Raw genomic sequence first — 19,733 nt, 5'->3', positions numbered from 1 at the left:
AAAGCAGGCTGCTTATGGACTGCTGGTATGTGAAGAACAGGACGCTGTGGATGGACATGAAGCTGCTGTGGCAGACAGTAGGCGTGGTGCTGATGAGAAAGGGCGCGAAGTGAGTATGAAACTGATAATTCTTGCAGGCGGCAGTGGTACAAGATTGTTTCCGCTGTCCCGTTCCTGCTATCCCAAGCAATTTTTAAAGATAGCTGGTAATAAATCGTTATTGCAGCAAACCATAGAACGATTTAAGGGTTTGGTACAAGCGGAAGATATTCTGGTTGTAACTAATAAAGATTATATTTTTCATGTACAGTCTGATTTGCAAGAAATAGGCGCGGAAAAGGCGCATATTATTACTGAACCAGTAGCTCGTAATACTGCGCCTGCTATTGCTTTAGCAGTTGCCTGCTGTCAGGATGTTATGCAATGCGGCGCTGATGAAAGCCTTTTTGTCAGCCCGGCAGACCATGTAATAAGCCCTGTAGGAGAATTTCAAAAGATTGTTTTGGCGGCTGATGCGATTTGCCGTCAGACAAATAATATTGTTACACTGGGTGTTGTGCCTACTAAGCCGGAAACGGGCTACGGTTATATTCATGCCGGAAAAGAAAAGACGTTAGACGGTTATAAGGTAGAAGGCTTTAAGGAAAAGCCTGATTTAGAAACGGCTAAAGCATATTTAGCCAGTGGCAAATATTATTGGAATGCAGGCATGTTTGCCTTTACTGCACAGACTATGACGCAAGCCTTGGCAGAATATGCGCCGGATATTTTTGCAGTTAGCTTGCAGGGCTATCAAAACGCTTTAGATAATTTTGCCGATATGCCTAATATATCCATCGATTATGCTGTGGCGGAAAAGAGTAATAATATCGTAGTTGTGCCTATGCAGTCAGTGAATTGGAACGATGTTGGCAGCTTTGACGCTATTGACGAGGTGTTGCCAGCAGTTGACGGCAACATTATCAGCGGCGACGTTATTACTGCAGATTCCCAGAACAATATGATTTTAGGCAGCGATAGATTGGTCAGCGCTATTGGCGTAAATGATTTGATAGTAGTCGATACTCCTGACGTACTTTTGATTAGTGAAAAGGGGAAAAGCCAGGATGTAAAAAAGGTTGTGGAAAAGCTTAAGGAGCAGAACCGCAAGGAAATTAATGAAAATGTGACGATGTACCGTCCTTGGGGAAGCTATACGATTTTAGCGGAAGGCGACGGCTTTAAGGTAAAAAAGATAACCGTTAAGCCGGGGGCTAAGCTGAGCCTGCAAATGCATTACCATCGCAGCGAGCATTGGACGGTGATAAGCGGTACGGGCAAGCTGACCTTGGATGATAAGGTAGTAGTTTTTAAAGAAAACGAAAGCACCTATATACCTATTGCCGTTAAGCACAGGTTGGAAAATCCCGGAAGGATACCTCTTTCTATCATTGAGGTACAGAACGGTAAGTATTTAGGCGAAGACGATATAGTTAGATTTGACGATGTATATGGAAGGTAAATGCGGACTAGATTGTGTGGAGGACAAAAGTTGTGGCAAGACTAAAGTTTATGAATACTGAAGTTGATAATCTAACTATGGATGAAGCTTTAGATGCTATTGATGCATTGATAAAGAAGAACAATAATTCTTATGTTGTTACACCAAATGTCGACCACATTGTCCAGCTTGAAACCAATAGAGAATTGCAGGATGTCTATGCGAATGCAGCATTGATTTTAACGGACGGAAAACCACTTTTGTGGATTGCAAAATGGTATGGAACTCCAATTAAAGAGAAAATTTCCGGATCTGATCTTTTTCCTTTTTTGTGTGAAATGGCGGCCCAAAAAGGCTATAAGATGTTCTTCTTGGGTGCGGAAGAAGGTGTTGCAGCTAGAGCTGCTAGTAAATTAATGGAAAAATATAAAGGCTTGCAAGTGGTGGATACATATTCTCCACCACTTGGATTTGAAAATAATTCGGCTGAGATGGAGAAAATTAAGGTAATGATCAAGAAGGCAAAACCGCATATTCTTATTATTGGCTTAGGTTGCCCAAAGCAGGAAAAATTCATGTACTATCACTGCAAAGAGCTGAGAGTACCAATTTCGTTGGGGTTGGGAGCTAGTTTAGATTTTGAGGCAGGGAATGTTAAGAGGGCTCCGAAGTGGATGTCTGATCATGGATTAGAGTGGCTGTTCAGAATTACACAGGATCCCAAGAGAATGCTAAAACGGTATTTGGTAGATGATTTGAAGATATTTGAATTGGCGATTAAGTATAGGAGGTCAAAATAATGCGCATATGTGTAGATTTGACTTCTTTGGCGGATAATTTTTCCGGTATTGAAAGATTTGCTTTATCTATAACAAAAGAACTTGTAAAACATAAAGAACATCGATGGATTCTTTTGTTTAAGAATTCTGTACACAAAGAGTTTAAAGGTTGTGAAGTAGAGAAAGTTGTCATCAAAGGTGGCAATAAGCTGATATTCAATCAAGTTATATTGCCTTTTAAGTTAGCAGGAATTAAGGCAGATAGATATTTTTTTCCAGCGTTTCCGGCGCCCTTTTTCTTCTTTAGCAAGAACGCGTATAATACCATCCATGATTTAAGCTGTTGGGATTGCCCTGGTAGCAATAAAAAATATATAATTTGGTACTTTAAAATCATGTATTGGAAAGCCTCTCTTTGCAATAAGAAGATTATCACTGTATCGGAGTTTTCAAAAAGTAGAATATGCTCTATTCTTCGTGTAAAACCAGAAAATGTATGTGTTGTCTATAATGGTATTTCTAATCAGTTCAATAGAGATAGGTTGAGCGAAAATGATAAGAATAATATAAAAGAAAAATATAACTTGCCAGAAAATTATGTATTGTGTCTATCTACATTGGAACCAAGAAAAAATCTTAGACTCCTATTAGATGCATATGCTTCACTTTTTGACGAAGGTATAACTGAAGAAATAGTACTTGCTGGTAGAAGAGGTTGGAAGATAGAAGATTTTCTGAATGGCTATTCAGAAAAATTTTTGCAGCATGTTCATTTTACCGGATTTGTTGACGATGAAGATCTTCCTGCCGTATATAAATTAGCAAAAGTGTTTGTTTTTCCTTCTTCGTATGAAGGCTTTGGTATTCCTCCGCTTGAAGCATTAGCATGTGGCATACCAGTGATATCTTCAGATGCTGCCTCCATGCCAGAGATACTTGGTCATATGGCAATGTATTTTAAATCAGGGGATCTTATGGCATTAATAGAAAAGGTTAGGAGCAAAAAGCAGATAGCAAAGGGTATAGGTATTGACAATGCCCGCTTGAGTGCGTTCAAATGGTCAACACAGGCGGATAATTTGTTACTAAGGATAATTAATAAATGATGAATAAATACAAACTACAAAAAGAAATTTCTAATATCAAATTATTATATTCATATTTCTTCCATTACAGTTTTAAACTGGGATTTTGGACATTGATTGATGGTATAGCGCAACGTTTAAAAAATGATAAATTGAATGCAATAGCACATAAGAAAAGATATGGTGAGTGTAAACAATACATGAGAATAAAATGTAAAGATATTATTAATAAATATAAAAATATTCAAGGAACAAATGAACCTATAGGAAATGACTCGTTTGTATGGATTTATTGGGGACAAGGATTTGATAATTTGCCATTTCCGGTAGAGAATACAATAAATAGCATAAAAAAACATTGCCTTAATAGAAAAATAGTTTTGTTGTCTGATGAAAATTTAAGTGAATATGTTGTACTTAAAGATTTTATAATAAAAAAATACATAGAAGGAAAAATTAGTAGGGCGGAGTTTTCTGATCTTATTAGAGTAAATATTCTTAAAGAATATGGTGGAATTTGGCTGGATAGTACATATTATTTTACAGATGATCTGGACACAAAGATTTCAAATTATTGTTTTTATTCTATTTGCCATGGAAACAAAAGAAAATGGGTTGTTTCTAAGGACATATGGTCTATAAGTTTTGTAGCAGTTCATGCTAAAAGTAAATTGATGAATTTTGTGTGTGATGTATATGATAGATATTGGAAAGAAGAAGATACTTTAATTGGATACCTTCTTACCGATTGCATTATGGCAATCGCCTATGAAGAATACGAAGACATAAAAAAGATTATGGATGAAGTACCTATAAACAATTTAGGGGTTTTTGATTTTCTAGGAACAATTGCAAACAAGGTTTGTAGTGAGAAAGAATTTAGAGATTTTATGGGCAATACTTATATCCATAAGCTTACTTATAAAAGGAATTACGAAACGACAAAAGATGGAGAGTTAACATTTATAGGTAGACTATTAAAAAAATAATCTCGTTTTGTTTAAATTTAGTATTTACTAAAACAAACTAAATTATTCAAGGAATACTTTTAGGGGTCTTTTAGTTCTCTAATTAGTAAGAAGGAGTTAAATAAAACATGAAATTTTCATTTATCATTGGCACTTTAAATAGATCAAACGAATTAGAGTATTGCCTTGAATCGCTTCTTGCACAGGACTATAAAAATTTTGAAATAATCATTGTAGATCAAAGTGGTGATGATAAAACAGAGGACTTAGCTAAAAAAGTTGCTTCAAAGCGCATTAAATATAATAGAGTTAGCTTCCGTGGTCTTTCGAAGGCACGAAATTATGCACTGGAATGCGCTACAGGCGATTATATTTGTTTAACCGATGATGACGCCTATTATTCAAAAAACTATTTATCTACATTAAAAAAGCATTTTGACATTAATCCAAATTCCATTATTTCTGGGTATATTTGGGATGGAGTAAATAAAAAAGACTTCATTGATTATTCTAAAGTTCAAGAAGGAAAGAGATTGTCAACTAGGCAGATTATTAGGTGGTGTCCATCACCGGCAATATCCTTTCCTAAAATTGTATATGAGACAATTGGCGGATTTGATGAGAATTTTGGCGTTGGAGCTAAATATGGAGCAGGAGAAGAGACAGATTTTTTGCTAAGGGCTAAGATACAAAATTACGAAGTATTTTATTGGTCTGATGTCAAGGTTGTTCATCCCCACGAAAATGCGATTATAGCAGTAGATGAAGATGCCGAGAATAAGAAGGCACAAAACTATCCATTTGGAATTGGTGCTATGTATAAAAAACAATTAATAGCTGGGAATATAGAAGTTTTATTTTCACTAAGTGAACAAATTATAAAGAATTTGGTTAAGAGACTTATGAAGCGAAAAAATGCTGACATTATTTTGAGTAGATTTATTCAAGGCTATAAAATTTACGATAAAGACAGGATAGAAAACAAGAAATGACGATATATTTATTGATTTTAGGATTTTTAATAATCTTTTCATTACTAGAGTTGTTTCAGATAAACATAAAATATAGTCAAAAAATCTTCTTGTATTGGGCTGTTGTTGCAACTTTAATTCTTGTTGCAGGATTACGATATGGCCTTGAAACAGATTATTGGCATTATTATTATGTTTTTAATGAAAAAACACTAGTTACATCTTTGGAGTTGGGGTTTAGATCCTTCAATGCAATTATTCGCTTGTTTACAAAAGAATATGGAATATATTGTGTAATAGTAGCTATTATCTCTATCGGCATAAAAGGAAGAATTTTTTCTAAGTTAAAATATCCATTCGTGATTCTTTTGTGTTACTATCTTAGATTTTATACTCTTTTTGAATTAAATGCTATCAGACAAGGTATTGCAATGACTTTTGTAATCGTTGCGATTTATAGTTTAAAGAATGATGACCTTAAAAAGTATTTTACTTATCTTGGCATAGGGCTTTTGTTTCATTCGGCTTCAATATGTGCGTTGTTTGCGCTGCTTTTAAGAAATAGAAATTTCAAGGTTAAGCAAATAGTATTTATATATTTTTTATGTGTGATATTTAGATTGTTTTTATTTGATACAGTTATTGCACCGTTGGAAAGATACATACCTTATGTTCTTAGCTCGACAAATAACTTGATTCATGGTGCTCAGTACATAATAAATTCTGGAGATAAAATACAGGAAATGGATTACTTTTCTCTTGCTAGAGTTATTATCCCTGGAGTGTGTTTATATTTTCTTTCGGATATTGAGAAGAACAAACTTTATTATAATTTATATTTTGCTGGTTCCATATTGAATTTATTGTTTTGGGGTCTCGATACCATCGCATTTAGAATACCAGCAACATTCTATATATTTGAAGGGTTTATATTGAACGATGCTCTTTCTATTAACAAATTGTTCGGTAAAAGAAAAAAAGATTGGGTGTTTACGATATGTTTGATGTGTATAGCATTCTGTGATTTTTGGACGTTTATTTCGTATCTAATAGATAGTGCAACACTTGTACCATATAGATCAATATTGTTCAAATAAAAATGAATTGTGATTCCAGGGGCTCGTTTACGGAGCTTTTGAAAACGATTGAGCATGGGCAGGTGAGCGTAAATATTTCTAAGCCTGGTATAACTAAGGGACAGCATTGGCATAATAGCAAATGGGAGTTATTTATTGTAGTTGCTGGGCATGGTTTGATACAGGAACGAAAAATAGGAACTGACGAAGTTATAGAATTTGAGGTTAGCGGCGATAAGATTCAAGCCGTACATATGATTCCTGGTTGGACACATAATATTATTAATTTGTCCAAAACAGAAAATCTTGTGACTGTGATATGGGCTAACGAATTGTTGGATTCTGAAAGGCCAGATACATTTGCTGAGGAATTGACTGGGTAATAAGCTTTTTGTATTAGTATTGTATTTACGAAGAATTAAAATAACTTTTTAGGGGAGTGCTCTATGTTAATTAGCGTAATTATGCCGGTATATAATGTTGACAAATATTTAAGAGAATGTTTGGATAGCATAATTAGCCAAATGGATGAAGATATAGAAATTATATTAGTTGATGATGGTAGTAGTGATAATAGCGGTGCTATATGCGATTATTATGCAGAGCGATATTCACAAATAAAAAACATTCATAAAGCTAATAATGGAGTAAGTAGTGCTAGAAATACTGGATTAAAATATGCTAATGGCAATTATATTGCTTGGATAGATCCAGACGACTATATATCACAAGATTGGTATAGAATTATAAAAAACATAGTGAGCTCAAATGTTGATATTGTGTTATTTGATCATACTAATTTTTATAATAATGAATTTAAATACATAAGCTATGGTGGAAAAGCGAGGGATTTATCAAAGACAGAGGTGTACAAAGAGTTATGCTTTGATAATAGAATACATAGTTACCTTTGGGATAAAGTATTCAAAAGAGATTTATATAAAAATCTAAAATTCTCAACCAATATTCAATTAATGGAAGATTATGCTTTGATGCATAAACTGTTTTATAGAGCTGAAAAGATATTCTATATTAATAAAAATTTATACTACCATAGAATTAATGATTTAGGAATCAGTAAAAAGGCTACTTTGGAACAGATATATATAGGTGCTGTTATTGCAGAAGATCGTTACAATTGGATGAATAGTAAAAATTTAAATCCATATCCTTTGGATTTTTTTAAGAAATATTTTTCATTTTGCGTTAGCTGTTTGAGAAATAAAGAAACAAATTATAAATATTATTACGGTATAGGAAGAGAAAAAATAAAATCGAATTTTTCTTTGTTTATGTTTTCTTCTGGTTTTGGCTTTATTGAAAGATTAGAATTGTTATTTATTGAATTTGACTGTTTATGGATTGTGTTGAAATTATATGATGTCATATTTAGTAAATTCTTGGGTACTAAATTAAAATGATATCTTAGGTAGAAAATAAACAAGGAGTGTAGTTTGTGAAAATAAAAGTATTTAGTATATGTGATAATAATAACTACGGCAATCGTTTGCAAAATTATGCACTTGATTGTTTTTTATCTAAGCATTTTGGCTTATGTAAATCTTCGTGGTGGGTAAAAGAATATTGGCATTTTAAATCACAAAAAGTATATTCTATAAAAAGTTTGATAAAGTATATTATCAATTGGAATGGAAGAAAAGAGGATGTTGAAAGGGCAGTAAGGTACGATGCCATAAGAGAGTTTAATATAAGCAAATTTACATATAGTAAGATAATGATGGATTATGATGAATTGTTTGATTGTAATTTGAATGCTTCATGTGACTATTTCATCGTTGGCAGCGACCAGGTATGGAACCCGTTGTTTTGGCGTAATATTGATGAATACTCTAATGCTTATTTTTTAAAATTCGCAGATGAAAATAAACGTATAGCTTATGCGGCAAGCTTTGGTATTAGTGAATTGCCTTGCAAGTATAATGATCTTTTCAAGAGAGGTTTAGATGGAATCCCTTATATTTCCGTTCGTGAACAAGCGGGAGCGGAAATAGTTAAAAAGTTGACTGGGCGCGAAGTGCCTGTGTTAGTAGACCCTACGCTATTAATTTATGCAGAAGAATGGCGGGCGCTAAAAATGCAGCCGGAGTGGTATAGAGGAGAAAAATATATTCTGACATATTTCTTAGGAAATGTGCCGCCAATGATAAAGAAGCTGGCTAAAGAATATGATTTAAAAATATATAACCTTATGGATAAGGAATGTTTGGATTTATATGTTTCCAGAGTAGAGGAGTTTTTGTATCTTATCGATAATGCTGAATTGGTATGTACTGATTCATTTCATGCATGCGTTTTCTCTATATTATTTAATACTCCTTTTGTTGTGGTAAGTAGGCAGCAAAAGGGGGTTGCTGACATGACTTCTAGGTTAGATACATTGATGAAATTATTTGGCTATCAAGAAAGGTACGTTGGTTTCGAAAACGAGAATATTGACTTTACCAAATTGCTGAATATGGATTTTAAGCATGTAAAAGATATTCAGCGGATAGAAAGGAAACGCTCTTTAGCCTTTCTCAAAGAAGCATTAAAAGCATAAAGATTTTTGGTGATTTAGTGATGAATCAACGCAAAATAGGCGCTTTTTTATCTTATGTGAATATCGTTTTAGTAATAGGCATACAGTTTATCTATACGCCTATCATGCTGCGTATTTTGGGACAGGCAGAATATGGTGTATACAGTCTTAGTGAATCTGTAGTTGCTTATTTAGGTTTGCTTAATTTTGGCTTTAGCGGCTCATATCTTAAATTCTATTCTAAATATAAAGTGCAAAGTGAATTCCTTAGTATTAAAAAGCTTAACGCTATTTATTTAATAGTGTTCATAGTTATAGCTGTGTTTATTTGCATCGGCGGCTATAGCATTGTACAGAATATAGAATTGATAGTTGATAAAACATTTACGGAAAGCGAGATTCGTCTAACTAAAATTCTCATGGCGATTATGACTTTGAATATGGCCGCTATGATGCCTAATAACGCTTTTACGTCGATTATTGTTGCACATGAAAAATTTATCTTTGCCAAAGGGCTTGCTATTTTAAAAAATTTAGGAAATCCATTAGTTTCGTTACCTGTTTTGTTGCTTGGCTATGGTTCGCAGGGAATGAGCTATGTACTGCTCTTGATGACGCTTATTTCGTTGTTTTTAAATATTTATTACTGCAAGCGCCAGTTAAGAATAGGTTTTGCCTTTCGTGATTTGGATTGGTCTGTATTAAAGGAAATATTTGGCTTTTCTGTCTTTATTTTCTTATGGTCGGTTGTGGATCAGCTTAACTGGCAAGCAGGGAAAATAGTATTGGCTAATATAGTAGGCAGTGTGGCGGTAGCTACTTATACCATTGGAATGCAGTTTACTAATGTCTTTATGGTTTTTTCAACGGCTATTTCAGGAGTATTTACTCCGCAAATTTATAATTATGTATATGAAAATGATGCATCGCGTAAATTAACAGACTTGATGATTAAAGTTGGCAGATTGCAATTTTATATAGTGTTCTTCATTTGGTTAGGGTTTGTTGTGTTTGGCAGGCCGTTTATTAAATTGTGGGCAGGGCAAGGATATGATAATGCATATATTATTGGTTTGCTTTTAATGACTCCTATTGTAATTGCTCTTATGCAGAATGTGGGGATAGAAATCTTGAGAGCTTACAATAAACATCAAATGCGTACAGTATTGCATATGTTGCTTGCAGTAATCAATGTTGTTATATCTATACCATTGACCAAAATATATGGAGAAATAGGGTGTGCGTTAGGAACTTGCGTGGCTACTTTTATTTCCAGTACGTTAGTATCGAATTATTTTTATAGTAAGGTCATTCACTTAGACATAAAAGCTTTTTTCAAGGAAATGTGTAGATTCATGCCTGTTGTAGCTATTATGTTGATTATAGGGCTTGTTATAAATATTTTAGGCGATATACATTCTTGGGGTCAGCTGATAATTTATGGCTTGGTTTTCACTATTTCGTATGCTTTGGTTATGATTAGATTTGCGTTTAACGATTATGAAAAAGAATTATTGAAACAGGTTAGTGTACGTTTGAAACGTATTTGAAAGGGAATATAATGAAGGTTTATGCTTGCTATAATAACGATTTAGAAATTCGGCTTGCCAGCTCGTCTGGCGGTGTATTTTCTGCTTTGGCAGCGGAGGTATTATCTAATAATGGCGTAGTCTACGGTGTTGCTATGACCTCCGATTGTTATGGAGCTGAGTTTATAAGAGTAGATGACATACAGGGACTGGCTTTGCTGCGTGGCTCGAAGTATCTGCAAGCTGAAATGGGAGAAACATTCAAGCGTGTGAAAAAAGATTTGTTGACCGGGAAAAAGGTACTTTTTTCTGGAACCGCTTGTCAGGTAAATGGGTTAAAAAAGTTTTTGTTGAGAAATTATGAAAACCTGATTACTGTAGACGTAATTTGTCATGGCGTTCCTTCTCCTAGATTATGGCGCAGATATGCCAAATATCAGGAGAAAAAATTTGGCAGTAAGCTGGAACGCATCAATTTCCGTTGTAAAGAAGACAGCTGGGAAGATTTTGGTATGAAGGAGAATGAGGTATATATTTCTAAGGATGTTGACCCTTACATGCAGATGTTTTTACGGGATTATTGCTTGCGGCCTTCCTGCTATAATTGTGCTGCTAAAAAAGAAAAGTTGTCTGATTTGACTATAGCGGACTTTTGGGGCATTAGCAGATGTGCTCCTTCGATGAATGACGGTAAAGGAACTTCGCTGGTGATTGTAAGGACAGAGAAAGGCAGTCAAATTTTTGCATATGTAGCACAAGAATTTAAAGTCAGAGAAGTTTCTTATGCTGAGGGCGTGAAAGGTAATCCGTCAGAATATAAGTCGGTTGCTAGGCCTAAAGAAAGAGACGTTTTCTTTGACGATATGAGAAGCATGGAATTTGATGAGCTGGCCAAAAAGTACGCTTCCTATAAGATTGGAAGCATAAAAGCAAGGGTTAAGAGAATAGTTGAAAGAATATTGCTGAAAGTAATGCGGGGGGGTAAACGCAGTTTCGAACTGAATTATGGATTGCTGTTTGCATTCCAAAATGAGATAAAAAGATTGAGATAGTGGAGTATTTTAAGCTATGGATAAGAAAATTAGTATACCTATCTTATACGATGCTAAAGAAAAGTGCTGCGGCTGCAGCGCTTGTTATGCTGCTTGTCCCAAAGAAGCAATAACAATGGTTATTGATGAGGAGGGATTTAAATATCCTTCTATAGAAAAGAAGAAATGCGTAGGATGTCATATGTGCGTAAAGGTTTGTCCATTTAAGTGATGCAGCGTTATTTTACAGCTTCAGGATAGATAGCACATAAAATAGACTGAAAATAATAGCGAAAGGCTAATGCAACACAAAAAAGGACGGCCTGCGCCGTCCTCTAGTGTTGCAATATGAAGTTGTAGGGCTATACGCTGATGGCCTTGACTTGTTCTAAAGTGAGATTAGTAGCTAATACAATAGCTTCGTCGCTAAATTTGCCTGACAACTTCATTGAAGTAGCAATATTTAATTTTTCTTGCTCTGCTCCGCGTCTTAAGCCCTTATCATAGGCGTCATTTTGCAAATCATATAATTTAATTGCGTACTGCATATATTCTCGCCTCGCTTTCTCATCCCCCCTTTTTGATTTTACTTATTTCCGAAGATATTTCTTGGGTAAATTCATCCGTAACCTTGTGGCTTTTGACATAATGCAAAAACTTTTGGCATTGCTAGTAATGTCGCCGTGTTTGCCTGCGGCGTTGAGAGCGATAATCGTGTGATAGGTGGGACGGCCTTAGCCTAATACGCCATTAGATTTTTATTAAAATAAATCTGCATGAGTACCGGTTCTAGATAAAAACAATATAAGTTCGCCTTCATGAACTCGGTAGATAAGAAGCCAGTTCGGTTTTATATGGCACTCCCGAAAACCGGCGTAATTGCCGCTTAGCTCATGGTCTCGATATTTGGCATCAAGTACTTTTTGGCCTGCTAAGGCGTCAACTACGGTTTCTAGCAGACTAAGATTATAGCCTCTGCTTTTAGCGAGCTTTAAGTCTTTCTTGAATTTACTGGAAAGTATAATTTTAAGCATCGTTTAGAACATCTTCCATAGCTTCTTTGAAAGAAGAATATCTTTTATATTTTTCAGGATGTTCGATTATTTCATTAAATTCTTGTAATGCAGCAATAGTTTCAGCATTGGGCTTTTTACGGGTAATTTTAAAAGGTAAGCTTTGTGTGAGAACTGCTTGTTTTAAAAATATAGTTACAGCCGTAGTTAAATCCATTCCTAAATCGGAAAATAACTTTTGGGCAGATTTTTTTAAGTCGGCGTCTAGGTTTATATTAGTACTTACTTTAGCCATGATTAGCACCTCCGTAATTAATATTATATGCAGATATATGCGTAATGTCAACGTATTACGCAAGTTATAGGTTGATAAAGTTGGACAAAATACTTGCATTAAAGGTTGAAATATAAAAAGGACGGCCTGAGCCGTCCTCTGGCGTAAAAGAAAGGAATCATGACTAATTTACAAAAAGCTATCCGCAAATTACAACTGAATAATAAATTGGTTATTTTATGCCGCTGCGGCGGCAGCGGACAAGAGGAGCTGCTGGCTGCGTTAACGAAGGATTATACGTTTGTTGATTTATCCTTGCCTAACCTGCGTTTGCAGGCGCAGCAGAATCCGCAGCTTTTTCTCAGAAGCTTGGGCTTGCCTGCGCATTTGGCAAATTTGCAGTGCGCGCCGTTTTTGCTTACGCATATGCTGGCGGGAGATGAGCCGTTGGGGCAGCTTATCGGCAGCTGTACGCAGAATTATTATTTAGCGGAGGCGGCTCAGGAACGGGTTGCATTTTTGGAGCTGCCGCTGGTAAGTAATGCTGTTGATGCGGAGCCTTTTGTGCCGTCGGAGGAACGGCTGCAGAAAATGCGTTTGATTGCGCAGAAGGCAGAGGTTACGGCGGCTATTCTGCGCAGCGGAGCGGCTGATGATATGGCGGCTTATGTGCGCGGCGTTTTGCAGCGAAATATCATGGAGCGCACTACGGTAAGCGACGAGGTGAAGTTTTACCGCTTTTTATGCGTGTCTGCGTCTACCTGCGGCAGCGTAGTTAATTATGCCGCTTTGGCGGGCAATGTGGGCGTTACTGCGCCTACGATTAAGCAATGGCTGCAATTTTTGGTTGGGGCGGGGATTGTTTATTTGCTGCCGCCTGTGGCTGATATTGCAGGCAAACGCCTGGTGAAAGCACCGAAGCTGTATTTCAAGGATACGGGCATAGCGGCATATTTGCTGCAGCTTTATGATTTGACGGCGCTGGTACAGAGCGTATATTTTAAAAATCTTTTAGAGAATTATGCGGTGAATATTATTCGCGAAAGCTTTTTAGAGCAGGGGCTGCTGCCGGATATACGCTTTTACAAGGATTCTAATAATAAGGAAATTAATTTGCTGCTGGTGTGGCAGGATAAGTTGTATCCTATATATATTACGCTTGATAAATTTTATGGACGCAAGCTGGTGAAAAGCTCGGAAATTATACGCGCCTATGCCGACCGCGAGGGATTGGCTTTGCAAAAGAGCTGCGCTTTTACATTAGGCGGAGGCTGCGCGCCTGTGAACGAAAGCTTGTGGCAGGTGGGAATGGAGCTTCTTCCTGCTTTGGCTGGTAGTAATTTTAAGCGCTAGATATATTTTGGCTGCCGGGTTTACGCTCGGCAGCTTTTTATATTATAATATGTGCAGGAGGCAATTATGGATATCAACACTTTTATTGATAAATTGCAAAGCTATCAGGGCGAGCTGGTTTTTAATCCCTGGCGTGATTACGATGCCGGCTGCGACATTGGCCCGCAGGCTCCTGCCGTCCGCCGCGCTAATCTGCGGCGTTATTTGGAGCTGCGAACGCAGGCGCACTACTTGTTTATTGCCGAAGCCTTGGGCTATCAGGGCGGGCATTTCAGCGGCGTGGCCATTACCTCGGAGCGCATCCTTTTGGGCCAGCATGCCGATATTGCGCCGGAAAGCGTTTTGGGCGCATGGGATTACCGGCGTACCAGCAATTCTGCAAGCTCTTTACTGAATAATTCTCAAAAGCAGAAGGGCTTCAACGAGCCTACGGATACCGTGGTTTGGAACGCTTTGAACCGCCACGGGCTGGCTGCCTTCGACGTTATTTTGTGGAATATTTTTCCTTTTCATCCTTATAAAGCAGGCAAGCTGCTGAGTAACCGCACGCCCACCGCTGCGGAGCTGGATATCGGCGTGGAGTATGCCAAAATGCTGCTGGAGCTGGTTCCCAATATGAAAATTGTCGCCATCGGACAGAAGGCGGCGATTACGTTGGAGCGTTATGGTATCGATTGCATGGCCGTGCCGCATCCATCCATGGGCGGGGCCAACCGCTTTAAGGCGGCGGCAGAGCAGCTGTTTGGCGGTGGCGGCCATGGATAAAGCAGCGGTATGCCTGACGCGGGAGCAAACCCTGAACGTAGCGCTGAATATGGGCAAGGTGCTGCTGCGCAGCGGCGCGGAAACGTCCCGTGTGGAGGATACCATAGTGCGTTTTTGCCATATTAACGGTTATCATGACGTTAACGTTTTCGTTACGCCGACAGTTATTCTGATTGGCGATGAAAATTCCGGCAGCTCCACGATTATGTGCCGCATTCGCTCGCGCAGCACTAATTTAAGCAATGTCAGCGCTATCAACGAATTTTCCTATAATGTTCAGCGCTGGCATTTGAGCTATGAGGACAGCATGGCCTACCTGGATAAGCTGCTTAATAGCGCGCCGCCCTACGGCAAGTGGGCGATTTGTCTGGCTTCTGCCGTTTGTTCGGCTACCTTTGCCAGCATGCTTGGCGGCAACAGCCATGATTTTATCGCGGCCTTCGTCACCGGCGGCCTGTCCATGGTGCTGCTCAAGCAATTGGGCGGCTACCGTCCCAGCGCTTTTTGGGAAAATACGCTGGCGGGGGCGGCCATCGGCTTTTTGGCTATTTTGTGCTGCGCCGTCAGCGTGCAGTGTACGCGCACTAATATTATCGTAGGCGCGCTGATGCCTTTTCTGCCTGGAGTGGCCTTTACTAACGGCCTGCGCGATTACATGGCCGGCGACCTCATCAGCGGCAACAGCCGTATTGCCGAAGCGCTGCTGTTCGCTACGTCCATCGCTATCGGTCTGGCCTTCAGCCTGCTCGTGTGGTATCATTGGGGGTGGGATTTATGGCCCAAGGATTGACGCTGGCAACGGCGCTTGCTTTTAGAGCTGAACAAAGGAGGCGCTGCCTGTGCCGGTAAATTATGTGGAAGCGTTTATTTTTGCGTTTTTGTCGACGGCGGCTTTTGCCGTGCTGTTCCAGGCGCCGCGGCGGACGCTGGCTATCAGCGGCTTTATCGGCGCTGTGGGCTGGGTGGTCTTTTCTTATATGCGCAAGGATTTGGAATACGATTCCTTTTACGCCAATCTGTGCGCGACTGTGGTTTTATCGCTGCTCAGTGAATTGGCGGCGCGTATTTTCAAGCATCCGGCGACGACCTTTGTTATTCCGGGAATTTTTCCCATCGTTCCCGGACTTGGTATGTATAACGGCATGGCCAAGCTGATTGAAAATAATTACGAGGCGGGGGTCAATATCTTGCTGCGTGCCGGTATGGACGCGGCGGCTATCGCCTTGGGCATGATGTTTATGGCCAGCTTCTTCCGCGTGCTGAAGCTGAGCAAGGAGCAGCAGCGTTTATCGCGGCTGCTGCCGAAAAAAAGATAATTAAATATTATCATAGGAGAAAATATGGGGTTTGTTGAATTATTGCTTTTGGCTGTGAGTCTGGCTATGGACGCCTTTGCCGTTTCTATTTGTGGCAGCATGGTGCTCAGTCCGGACCGCCGCATGACGGGGGCTCTGCGCTTTGGCCTGTGGTTTGGCGCGTTCCAGTTTTTGATGCCGGTTATCGGGTATTTCAGCGCGATTTCCTTCATCGATTATATTACGGCCTACGACCATTGGCTGGCCTTTATCCTGCTGGGCTATCTGGGCGTGAATATGATTCGTGAGGCTAAAGACGCCTGCAGCGTGAAAAAAAGCTATACGACTAAGGAAATGGCGGTGCTGGCCGTGGCTACCAGTATCGACGCTCTGGCCGTCGGCATCAGCCTGGCGTTTTTAAACACCAATATTTGGCTGTCGTCCACGCTGATAGGTTTGGTGACCTTTGTAATAGCTTCCTTCGGCGGCATAGCGGGCTTTCGCTTAGGCGCGGCAGTCGGCAAGAACGCTAATATTACAGGCGGTCTGGTGCTGATTGCTATCGGCGTAAAGATTGTGCTGGAGCATACCGGCTTGTTGTAAAGCAATAAATTATGATTTTGTGATATGAGGAGGATTGAGTACAATGCAAGTAAATAAAGAACGTATGCTGACTGAATTTAAAGAGATTGTCGCTATTCCCTGCCATACATTGCAGGAGCGCCCGGTGTTCGATTATCTCAAGGCTAAGCTGGAGGGCTTGGGCTTTACGGTAGAGGAGGACGGCGCAGGCGAGCAGCTGGGCGGTAACTGTGGCAATTTGTGGGGCTTTTTGCCCGGCAATAAGCCCGGAGCCGTAAGAGTGCTGCTGTCCGCGCACATGGACGGCGTGGAGCCCTGCGGCGGCACGATCGTAGTGCAGAGGGACGGCATGCTGTACAGCGACGGCACGACTATTTTAGGCGGCGACGATAAATCCGGCGTGGAGGGCATACTGGAGGGCCTGCGTCTGCTGCAGAAATCCGGCGCAGAGCACGGCGATATTCAGGTGCTGTTCACCATTGCCGAGGAGGGCGGCGTCAACGGCTCCCGCTGCATGGATAAGAGCAGGCTGCGCGCCGACGTAGGCTATGCTTTGGACGGTGAAGGCGCTCCCGGGGAAATTGTTATCGGCGCTCCCGGTCAGTATAAATATAAAATTGCTATTCACGGCAAGACTGCTCATGGCGGTTTGGAGCCGGAAAAGGGCATCAACGCCGTTATGTTAGCGGCTAAGGCGCTGGCCGACGTTAAGCGTTACGGCAGAATCGACGAGGAAACCACCGCGAATATCGGCATCATTGGCGGCGGCGTAGCGACCAACGTAGTGCCCGACTTAGTGACTATCGAAGGCGATGCCCGCAGTCGCAATAACGAAAAGCTGCTGGCTATCCGCGACGAAATCGTCAATACTATTGTAAGCAGCGCAGAAAAATACGGCGCTAAGGCTGAGGCGCAGGTGGACCACAAATACAGCTCCTTTTTGGTGGCTAAGGACAGCCTGGTGGTGGAACTGGCGCAAAAGGCCTGCGAGGCTCACGGCTTTACGTCGGTAGTAGATTTGACTGGCGGCGGCAGCGACGCCAACTTTATCAACGCTTACGGCGTGCCCTGCGTAATTTTGGGCACGGGCATGAGCAATGTGCATACGGTGGGCGAATATATTAAGGAAGAAGATTTGTACAACAGCGCGCTGATGGTGTACGGCATTCTGCGGGCTGCGGCAGAGAAATAAAAAGGAAAAAGTATAAGCGCAAAAAATTAACGCTTCGACAGAATTTGAAAAAATACTGTCGAAGCGTTTTTGTATGCCCTTAGGCCTGATGCTCTTTACGGTAACGCTGCGTTAGGGTAAAGAGTGGACAACGCCTTTACTGTTCTGCTTCCTTATCCTTAACAAGCTCCAGCTTGAGCTCGACGCCGAAAACTTTTTTGAACCAGGCAAGATGCGTAGCTACCTGATGTATTTCGATGCCGGGGATGCCGTCTGCGTAGATGCGCAGCAGCGCGCATTTTTTACTGATACCGGGCTCGATAGCATGAATCATTTTCGTTTCCGAATAATCCAGGCTTTCAGCCAGAGCCAGCAGCAGCGCCAGCTTATTGATAAGCCGCCAGTTGCTGTCCGTCAGCATTTCCTTGTAAAAACGGTCCTTAAAATAGTTTTTCGATACGCCGTTATGCCAGCCGGCGATGGCCGAGGTAATGATTTGCTCCTTGTGGGTCAGGCCGAAAAGCTTGGCGTTTTGAATCATATAGGCGCTGTGGCGGGCATGGCTGTAAAAATTAATCGTGATGCCGATATCGTGCAGCAGCGCCGCCGTTTCCAGCAGGCGGCGGTAACCCTTGCGCACCTTGTGCAGCTCGTGCCAGCCGTCGAACATGGCCAGCGCCAGCTGCGTTATATGCCGCGCATGAGCCGTATCCGTTTCGTAAAGCTTGAGCACGTTTTCGCGGCTGCGCTCCAAAATATTTTTGGCAATCAGGGGGACGTTGTTGGATTGGGAATAATAATCGTAAAACAAGCCTTCGCGCAGGCCGCAGCCGCTGGTGATGAGCTTTTTAGCGCCGGTGGCTTCTAAAAGGCAGCTGATGATGCTGCTGCCTGCTAAAATAATATCGCTGCGTTCGGCGCTGAGGCCGGATATTTTTTTGCGCTGTTCCAGATTTGTATTGCGCAGCTTATTGAAAAAATTGCGGTAGGTCTGTACGGAATAGGCGTAATTATGAATTTTGGTAGCCGGATATTTTTTGGCGCGCTGAATAATTTTCGCTACGGTACGGGCAGTGCCGCCGACGCCGATTAAGTGCAGACCGTTCTGCTTGAGCCAGGGGTATTGGGACAGGCGGCTCATAATGAAAACGTTCAGGTCGCTGTACACATTGGGCGGCATTTCGTTGCGGATATTGAACATCCCCGTGGTATTGACCGCGCCCATGGGCAGGGAAACGCTTTCCAGAATCTGGCGGTTCTTGAACAGTATCAGCTCCGTACTGCCGCCGCCCAGGTCGAAGATGATGCCGTTTTTGACGTCCAGGGTGTTGATAACGCCAAGATAGCTGATATAGGCTTCCGTGCTGCCGCTGATGATGTGCAGCTGAATGCCGGTTTCGGCGGCGACGCGCTCCACCAGCTGGCTGCCGTTGGCGGCGTTGCGGATAGCGGCGGTGGCTACGCCGATGGTTTTATCCACTTGATAGATGTTGCACATATGGGCGAAGCTTTTGAGGGTTTCAATGGTGGAGCTGAAGGCTTCTTCCGTCAGCATATTGCCGGCGTCCACCTTTTGGCTCAGGCGCAGCGCTTCCTTTTGGTTATAGACCATATTGTAAGCGCCGTTTTTGTAGATATGGCTGATAACCAGACGCGCCGAGTTAGAGCCGATATCGATGATCGCAATTCTCTGCATTCTTCTCTCTCCTTAGTAATTAACGCTCGTTATTTACTACCTAGTATATTACTCACGGGCGGCGAAAATCCTGCGCTGTTTTGTAAATTTAGTGTAAAAATGTTAAATTCCTGTATGGACGCAGGA

At 40.7% G+C, this 19,733-nt stretch carries 22 protein-coding genes and 1 pseudogene; 19 read left to right on the top strand and 4 right to left on the bottom strand.

The window, feature by feature from the left end; all coding sequences use genetic code 11:
* Positions 1 to 14: 14 nt before the first annotated feature.
* From QZ105_RS10520 to QZ105_RS03965, 13 genes and pseudogenes are all read left to right on the top strand, one after another.
* Positions 15 to 113, top strand: a complete 99-nt coding sequence (locus tag QZ105_RS10520) for a hypothetical protein (protein ID WP_366935978.1) — start codon at positions 15 to 17, stop codon at positions 111 to 113.
* Positions 114 to 115: 2 nt separating this feature from the next.
* Positions 116 to 1,501, top strand: coding sequence for a mannose-1-phosphate guanylyltransferase/mannose-6-phosphate isomerase (locus QZ105_RS04020; protein ID WP_293728569.1), 1,386 nt, complete (start codon positions 116 to 118; stop codon positions 1,499 to 1,501).
* Positions 1,502 to 1,533: 32 nt separating this feature from the next.
* The gene (locus QZ105_RS04015; protein WP_293728568.1) at positions 1,534 to 2,280 is read left to right on the top strand and encodes a WecB/TagA/CpsF family glycosyltransferase; all 747 of its coding nucleotides are present in this window, start codon (positions 1,534 to 1,536) and stop codon (positions 2,278 to 2,280) included.
* Positions 2,280 to 3,365, top strand: a complete 1,086-nt coding sequence (locus QZ105_RS04010; protein WP_293728567.1) for a glycosyltransferase family 1 protein — start codon at positions 2,280 to 2,282, stop codon at positions 3,363 to 3,365. Before QZ105_RS04015 ends, QZ105_RS04010 begins: the two co-directional genes overlap by 1 nt.
* Positions 3,362 to 4,333, top strand: a complete 972-nt coding sequence (locus QZ105_RS04005) for a capsular polysaccharide synthesis protein (protein WP_293728566.1) — start codon at positions 3,362 to 3,364, stop codon at positions 4,331 to 4,333. Before QZ105_RS04010 ends, QZ105_RS04005 begins: the two co-directional genes overlap by 4 nt.
* 107 nt (positions 4,334 to 4,440) lie before the next feature.
* Positions 4,441 to 5,304 (top strand): glycosyltransferase family 2 protein, encoded by an 864-nt coding sequence (locus QZ105_RS04000; RefSeq protein ID WP_293728565.1) that lies wholly within the window; start codon positions 4,441 to 4,443, stop codon positions 5,302 to 5,304.
* Positions 5,301 to 6,380, top strand: a complete 1,080-nt coding sequence (locus QZ105_RS03995) for an EpsG family protein (protein ID WP_293728564.1) — start codon at positions 5,301 to 5,303, stop codon at positions 6,378 to 6,380. Before QZ105_RS04000 ends, QZ105_RS03995 begins: the two co-directional genes overlap by 4 nt.
* Positions 6,377 to 6,742, top strand: a pseudogene (locus QZ105_RS03990) (capsular polysaccharide biosynthesis protein CapF); the annotation flags it as partial. The gene QZ105_RS03995 and the pseudogene QZ105_RS03990, both read left to right, overlap by 4 nt.
* A gap of 63 nt (positions 6,743 to 6,805) precedes the next feature.
* Entirely contained in the window at positions 6,806 to 7,780 is a 975-nt protein-coding gene (locus QZ105_RS03985; protein WP_293728562.1) for a glycosyltransferase, read from the top strand.
* A gap of 35 nt (positions 7,781 to 7,815) precedes the next feature.
* Positions 7,816 to 8,919, top strand: a complete 1,104-nt coding sequence (locus QZ105_RS03980; protein ID WP_293728561.1) for a polysaccharide pyruvyl transferase family protein — start codon at positions 7,816 to 7,818, stop codon at positions 8,917 to 8,919.
* 20 nt (positions 8,920 to 8,939) lie between these two features.
* On the top strand, positions 8,940 to 10,448 hold the full coding sequence (locus tag QZ105_RS03975) for an oligosaccharide flippase family protein (protein WP_293728560.1): 1,509 nt from the start codon (positions 8,940 to 8,942) through the stop codon (positions 10,446 to 10,448).
* Between the two features lie 11 nt (positions 10,449 to 10,459).
* Positions 10,460 to 11,479, top strand: coding sequence for a Coenzyme F420 hydrogenase/dehydrogenase, beta subunit C-terminal domain (locus tag QZ105_RS03970; protein WP_293728559.1), 1,020 nt, complete (start codon positions 10,460 to 10,462; stop codon positions 11,477 to 11,479).
* Positions 11,480 to 11,495: 16 nt separating this feature from the next.
* Complete coding sequence (locus QZ105_RS03965; protein ID WP_293728558.1) at positions 11,496 to 11,690, top strand: 4Fe-4S dicluster domain-containing protein; 195 nt, start codon at positions 11,496 to 11,498, stop codon at positions 11,688 to 11,690.
* Between the two features lie 130 nt (positions 11,691 to 11,820).
* Here QZ105_RS03965 and QZ105_RS03960 read toward each other — a convergent pair whose 3' ends face one another.
* The 3 genes from QZ105_RS03960 to QZ105_RS03950 form a co-directional block, all read right to left on the bottom strand.
* Positions 11,821 to 12,006 carry a hypothetical protein gene (locus QZ105_RS03960; protein WP_293728557.1) on the bottom strand — a complete coding sequence of 62 codons (186 nt, stop codon included), beginning with the start codon at positions 12,004 to 12,006 and terminating at the stop codon, positions 11,821 to 11,823.
* A gap of 213 nt (positions 12,007 to 12,219) precedes the next feature.
* The gene (locus tag QZ105_RS03955) at positions 12,220 to 12,492 is read right to left on the bottom strand and encodes a type II toxin-antitoxin system YafQ family toxin (RefSeq protein ID WP_293728556.1); all 273 of its coding nucleotides are present in this window, start codon (positions 12,490 to 12,492) and stop codon (positions 12,220 to 12,222) included.
* Complete coding sequence (locus tag QZ105_RS03950) at positions 12,485 to 12,766, bottom strand: type II toxin-antitoxin system RelB/DinJ family antitoxin (protein WP_293728555.1); 282 nt, start codon at positions 12,764 to 12,766, stop codon at positions 12,485 to 12,487. Before QZ105_RS03950 ends, QZ105_RS03955 begins: the two co-directional genes overlap by 8 nt.
* 159 nt (positions 12,767 to 12,925) lie before the next feature.
* On the opposite strand from QZ105_RS03950, the gene QZ105_RS03945 reads away from it, so the two are divergent.
* The 6 genes from QZ105_RS03945 to QZ105_RS03920 all read left to right on the top strand — a co-directional run bounded on the left by QZ105_RS03945 (position 12,926) and on the right by QZ105_RS03920 (position 17,932).
* Positions 12,926 to 14,098 (top strand): DUF4143 domain-containing protein, encoded by a 1,173-nt coding sequence (locus tag QZ105_RS03945; RefSeq protein ID WP_293728554.1) that lies wholly within the window; start codon positions 12,926 to 12,928, stop codon positions 14,096 to 14,098.
* 66 nt (positions 14,099 to 14,164) lie between these two features.
* Entirely contained in the window at positions 14,165 to 14,863 is a 699-nt protein-coding gene (locus tag QZ105_RS03940) for a uracil-DNA glycosylase (protein WP_293728553.1), read from the top strand.
* Positions 14,856 to 15,653: a threonine/serine exporter family protein gene (locus QZ105_RS03935; RefSeq protein ID WP_293728552.1), complete on the top strand. Its 798-nt coding sequence runs from the start codon at positions 14,856 to 14,858 to the stop codon at positions 15,651 to 15,653. Before QZ105_RS03940 ends, QZ105_RS03935 begins: the two co-directional genes overlap by 8 nt.
* Before the next feature lie 49 nt (positions 15,654 to 15,702).
* Positions 15,703 to 16,179, top strand: coding sequence for a threonine/serine exporter family protein (locus tag QZ105_RS03930; RefSeq protein ID WP_293728551.1), 477 nt, complete (start codon positions 15,703 to 15,705; stop codon positions 16,177 to 16,179).
* Positions 16,180 to 16,203: 24 nt separating this feature from the next.
* Entirely contained in the window at positions 16,204 to 16,761 is a 558-nt protein-coding gene (locus QZ105_RS03925) for a manganese efflux pump MntP family protein (protein ID WP_293728550.1), read from the top strand.
* A 43-nt stretch (positions 16,762 to 16,804) separates the two neighbouring features.
* Positions 16,805 to 17,932 carry a M20/M25/M40 family metallo-hydrolase gene (locus QZ105_RS03920; RefSeq protein ID WP_293728549.1) on the top strand — a complete coding sequence of 376 codons (1,128 nt, stop codon included), beginning with the start codon at positions 16,805 to 16,807 and terminating at the stop codon, positions 17,930 to 17,932.
* A 136-nt stretch (positions 17,933 to 18,068) separates the two neighbouring features.
* Here QZ105_RS03920 and QZ105_RS03915 read toward each other — a convergent pair whose 3' ends face one another.
* Positions 18,069 to 19,607: a Ppx/GppA phosphatase family protein gene (locus QZ105_RS03915; protein ID WP_293728548.1), complete on the bottom strand. Its 1,539-nt coding sequence runs from the start codon at positions 19,605 to 19,607 to the stop codon at positions 18,069 to 18,071.
* Between the last annotated feature and the right edge of the window lie 126 nt (positions 19,608 to 19,733).

Source organism: uncultured Phascolarctobacterium sp., assembly GCF_905212365.1.
GTDB lineage: Bacteria > Bacillota > Negativicutes > Acidaminococcales > Acidaminococcaceae > Phascolarctobacterium_A.
The sequence above is the reverse complement of the archived record's forward strand: the minus strand, read 5'-3'. Positions and strand labels throughout refer to the sequence as shown.

Bases quoted from the DNA above. Each gene is read 5' to 3' on its own strand.
- QZ105_RS03995 (WP_293728564.1), top strand. From the start codon at position 5,301: ATGACGATATATTTATTGATTTTAGGATTTTTAATAATCTTTTCATTA.
- QZ105_RS03965 (WP_293728558.1), top strand. From the start codon at position 11,496: ATGGATAAGAAAATTAGTATACCTATCTTATACGATGCTAAAGAAAAG.
- QZ105_RS03935 (WP_293728552.1), top strand. From the start codon at position 14,856: ATGGATAAAGCAGCGGTATGCCTGACGCGGGAGCAAACCCTGAACGTA.
- QZ105_RS03975 (WP_293728560.1), top strand. From the start codon at position 8,940: ATGAATCAACGCAAAATAGGCGCTTTTTTATCTTATGTGAATATCGTT.
- QZ105_RS03970 (WP_293728559.1), top strand. From the start codon at position 10,460: ATGAAGGTTTATGCTTGCTATAATAACGATTTAGAAATTCGGCTTGCC.
- QZ105_RS03945 (WP_293728554.1), top strand. From the start codon at position 12,926: ATGACTAATTTACAAAAAGCTATCCGCAAATTACAACTGAATAATAAA.
- QZ105_RS03955 (WP_293728556.1), bottom strand. From the start codon at position 12,492: ATGCTTAAAATTATACTTTCCAGTAAATTCAAGAAAGACTTAAAGCTC.
- QZ105_RS03960 (WP_293728557.1), bottom strand. From the start codon at position 12,006: ATGCAGTACGCAATTAAATTATATGATTTGCAAAATGACGCCTATGAT.
- QZ105_RS10520 (WP_366935978.1), top strand. From the start codon at position 15: ATGGACTGCTGGTATGTGAAGAACAGGACGCTGTGGATGGACATGAAG.
- QZ105_RS03915 (WP_293728548.1), bottom strand. From the start codon at position 19,607: ATGCAGAGAATTGCGATCATCGATATCGGCTCTAACTCGGCGCGTCTG.
- QZ105_RS04010 (WP_293728567.1), top strand. From the start codon at position 2,280: ATGCGCATATGTGTAGATTTGACTTCTTTGGCGGATAATTTTTCCGGT.
- QZ105_RS04020 (WP_293728569.1), top strand. From the start codon at position 116: ATGAAACTGATAATTCTTGCAGGCGGCAGTGGTACAAGATTGTTTCCG.
- QZ105_RS03950 (WP_293728555.1), bottom strand. From the start codon at position 12,766: ATGGCTAAAGTAAGTACTAATATAAACCTAGACGCCGACTTAAAAAAA.
- QZ105_RS03925 (WP_293728550.1), top strand. From the start codon at position 16,204: ATGGGGTTTGTTGAATTATTGCTTTTGGCTGTGAGTCTGGCTATGGAC.
- QZ105_RS04005 (WP_293728566.1), top strand. From the start codon at position 3,362: ATGATGAATAAATACAAACTACAAAAAGAAATTTCTAATATCAAATTA.
- QZ105_RS03985 (WP_293728562.1), top strand. From the start codon at position 6,806: ATGTTAATTAGCGTAATTATGCCGGTATATAATGTTGACAAATATTTA.
- QZ105_RS04000 (WP_293728565.1), top strand. From the start codon at position 4,441: ATGAAATTTTCATTTATCATTGGCACTTTAAATAGATCAAACGAATTA.
- QZ105_RS03940 (WP_293728553.1), top strand. From the start codon at position 14,165: ATGGATATCAACACTTTTATTGATAAATTGCAAAGCTATCAGGGCGAG.
- QZ105_RS03920 (WP_293728549.1), top strand. From the start codon at position 16,805: ATGCAAGTAAATAAAGAACGTATGCTGACTGAATTTAAAGAGATTGTC.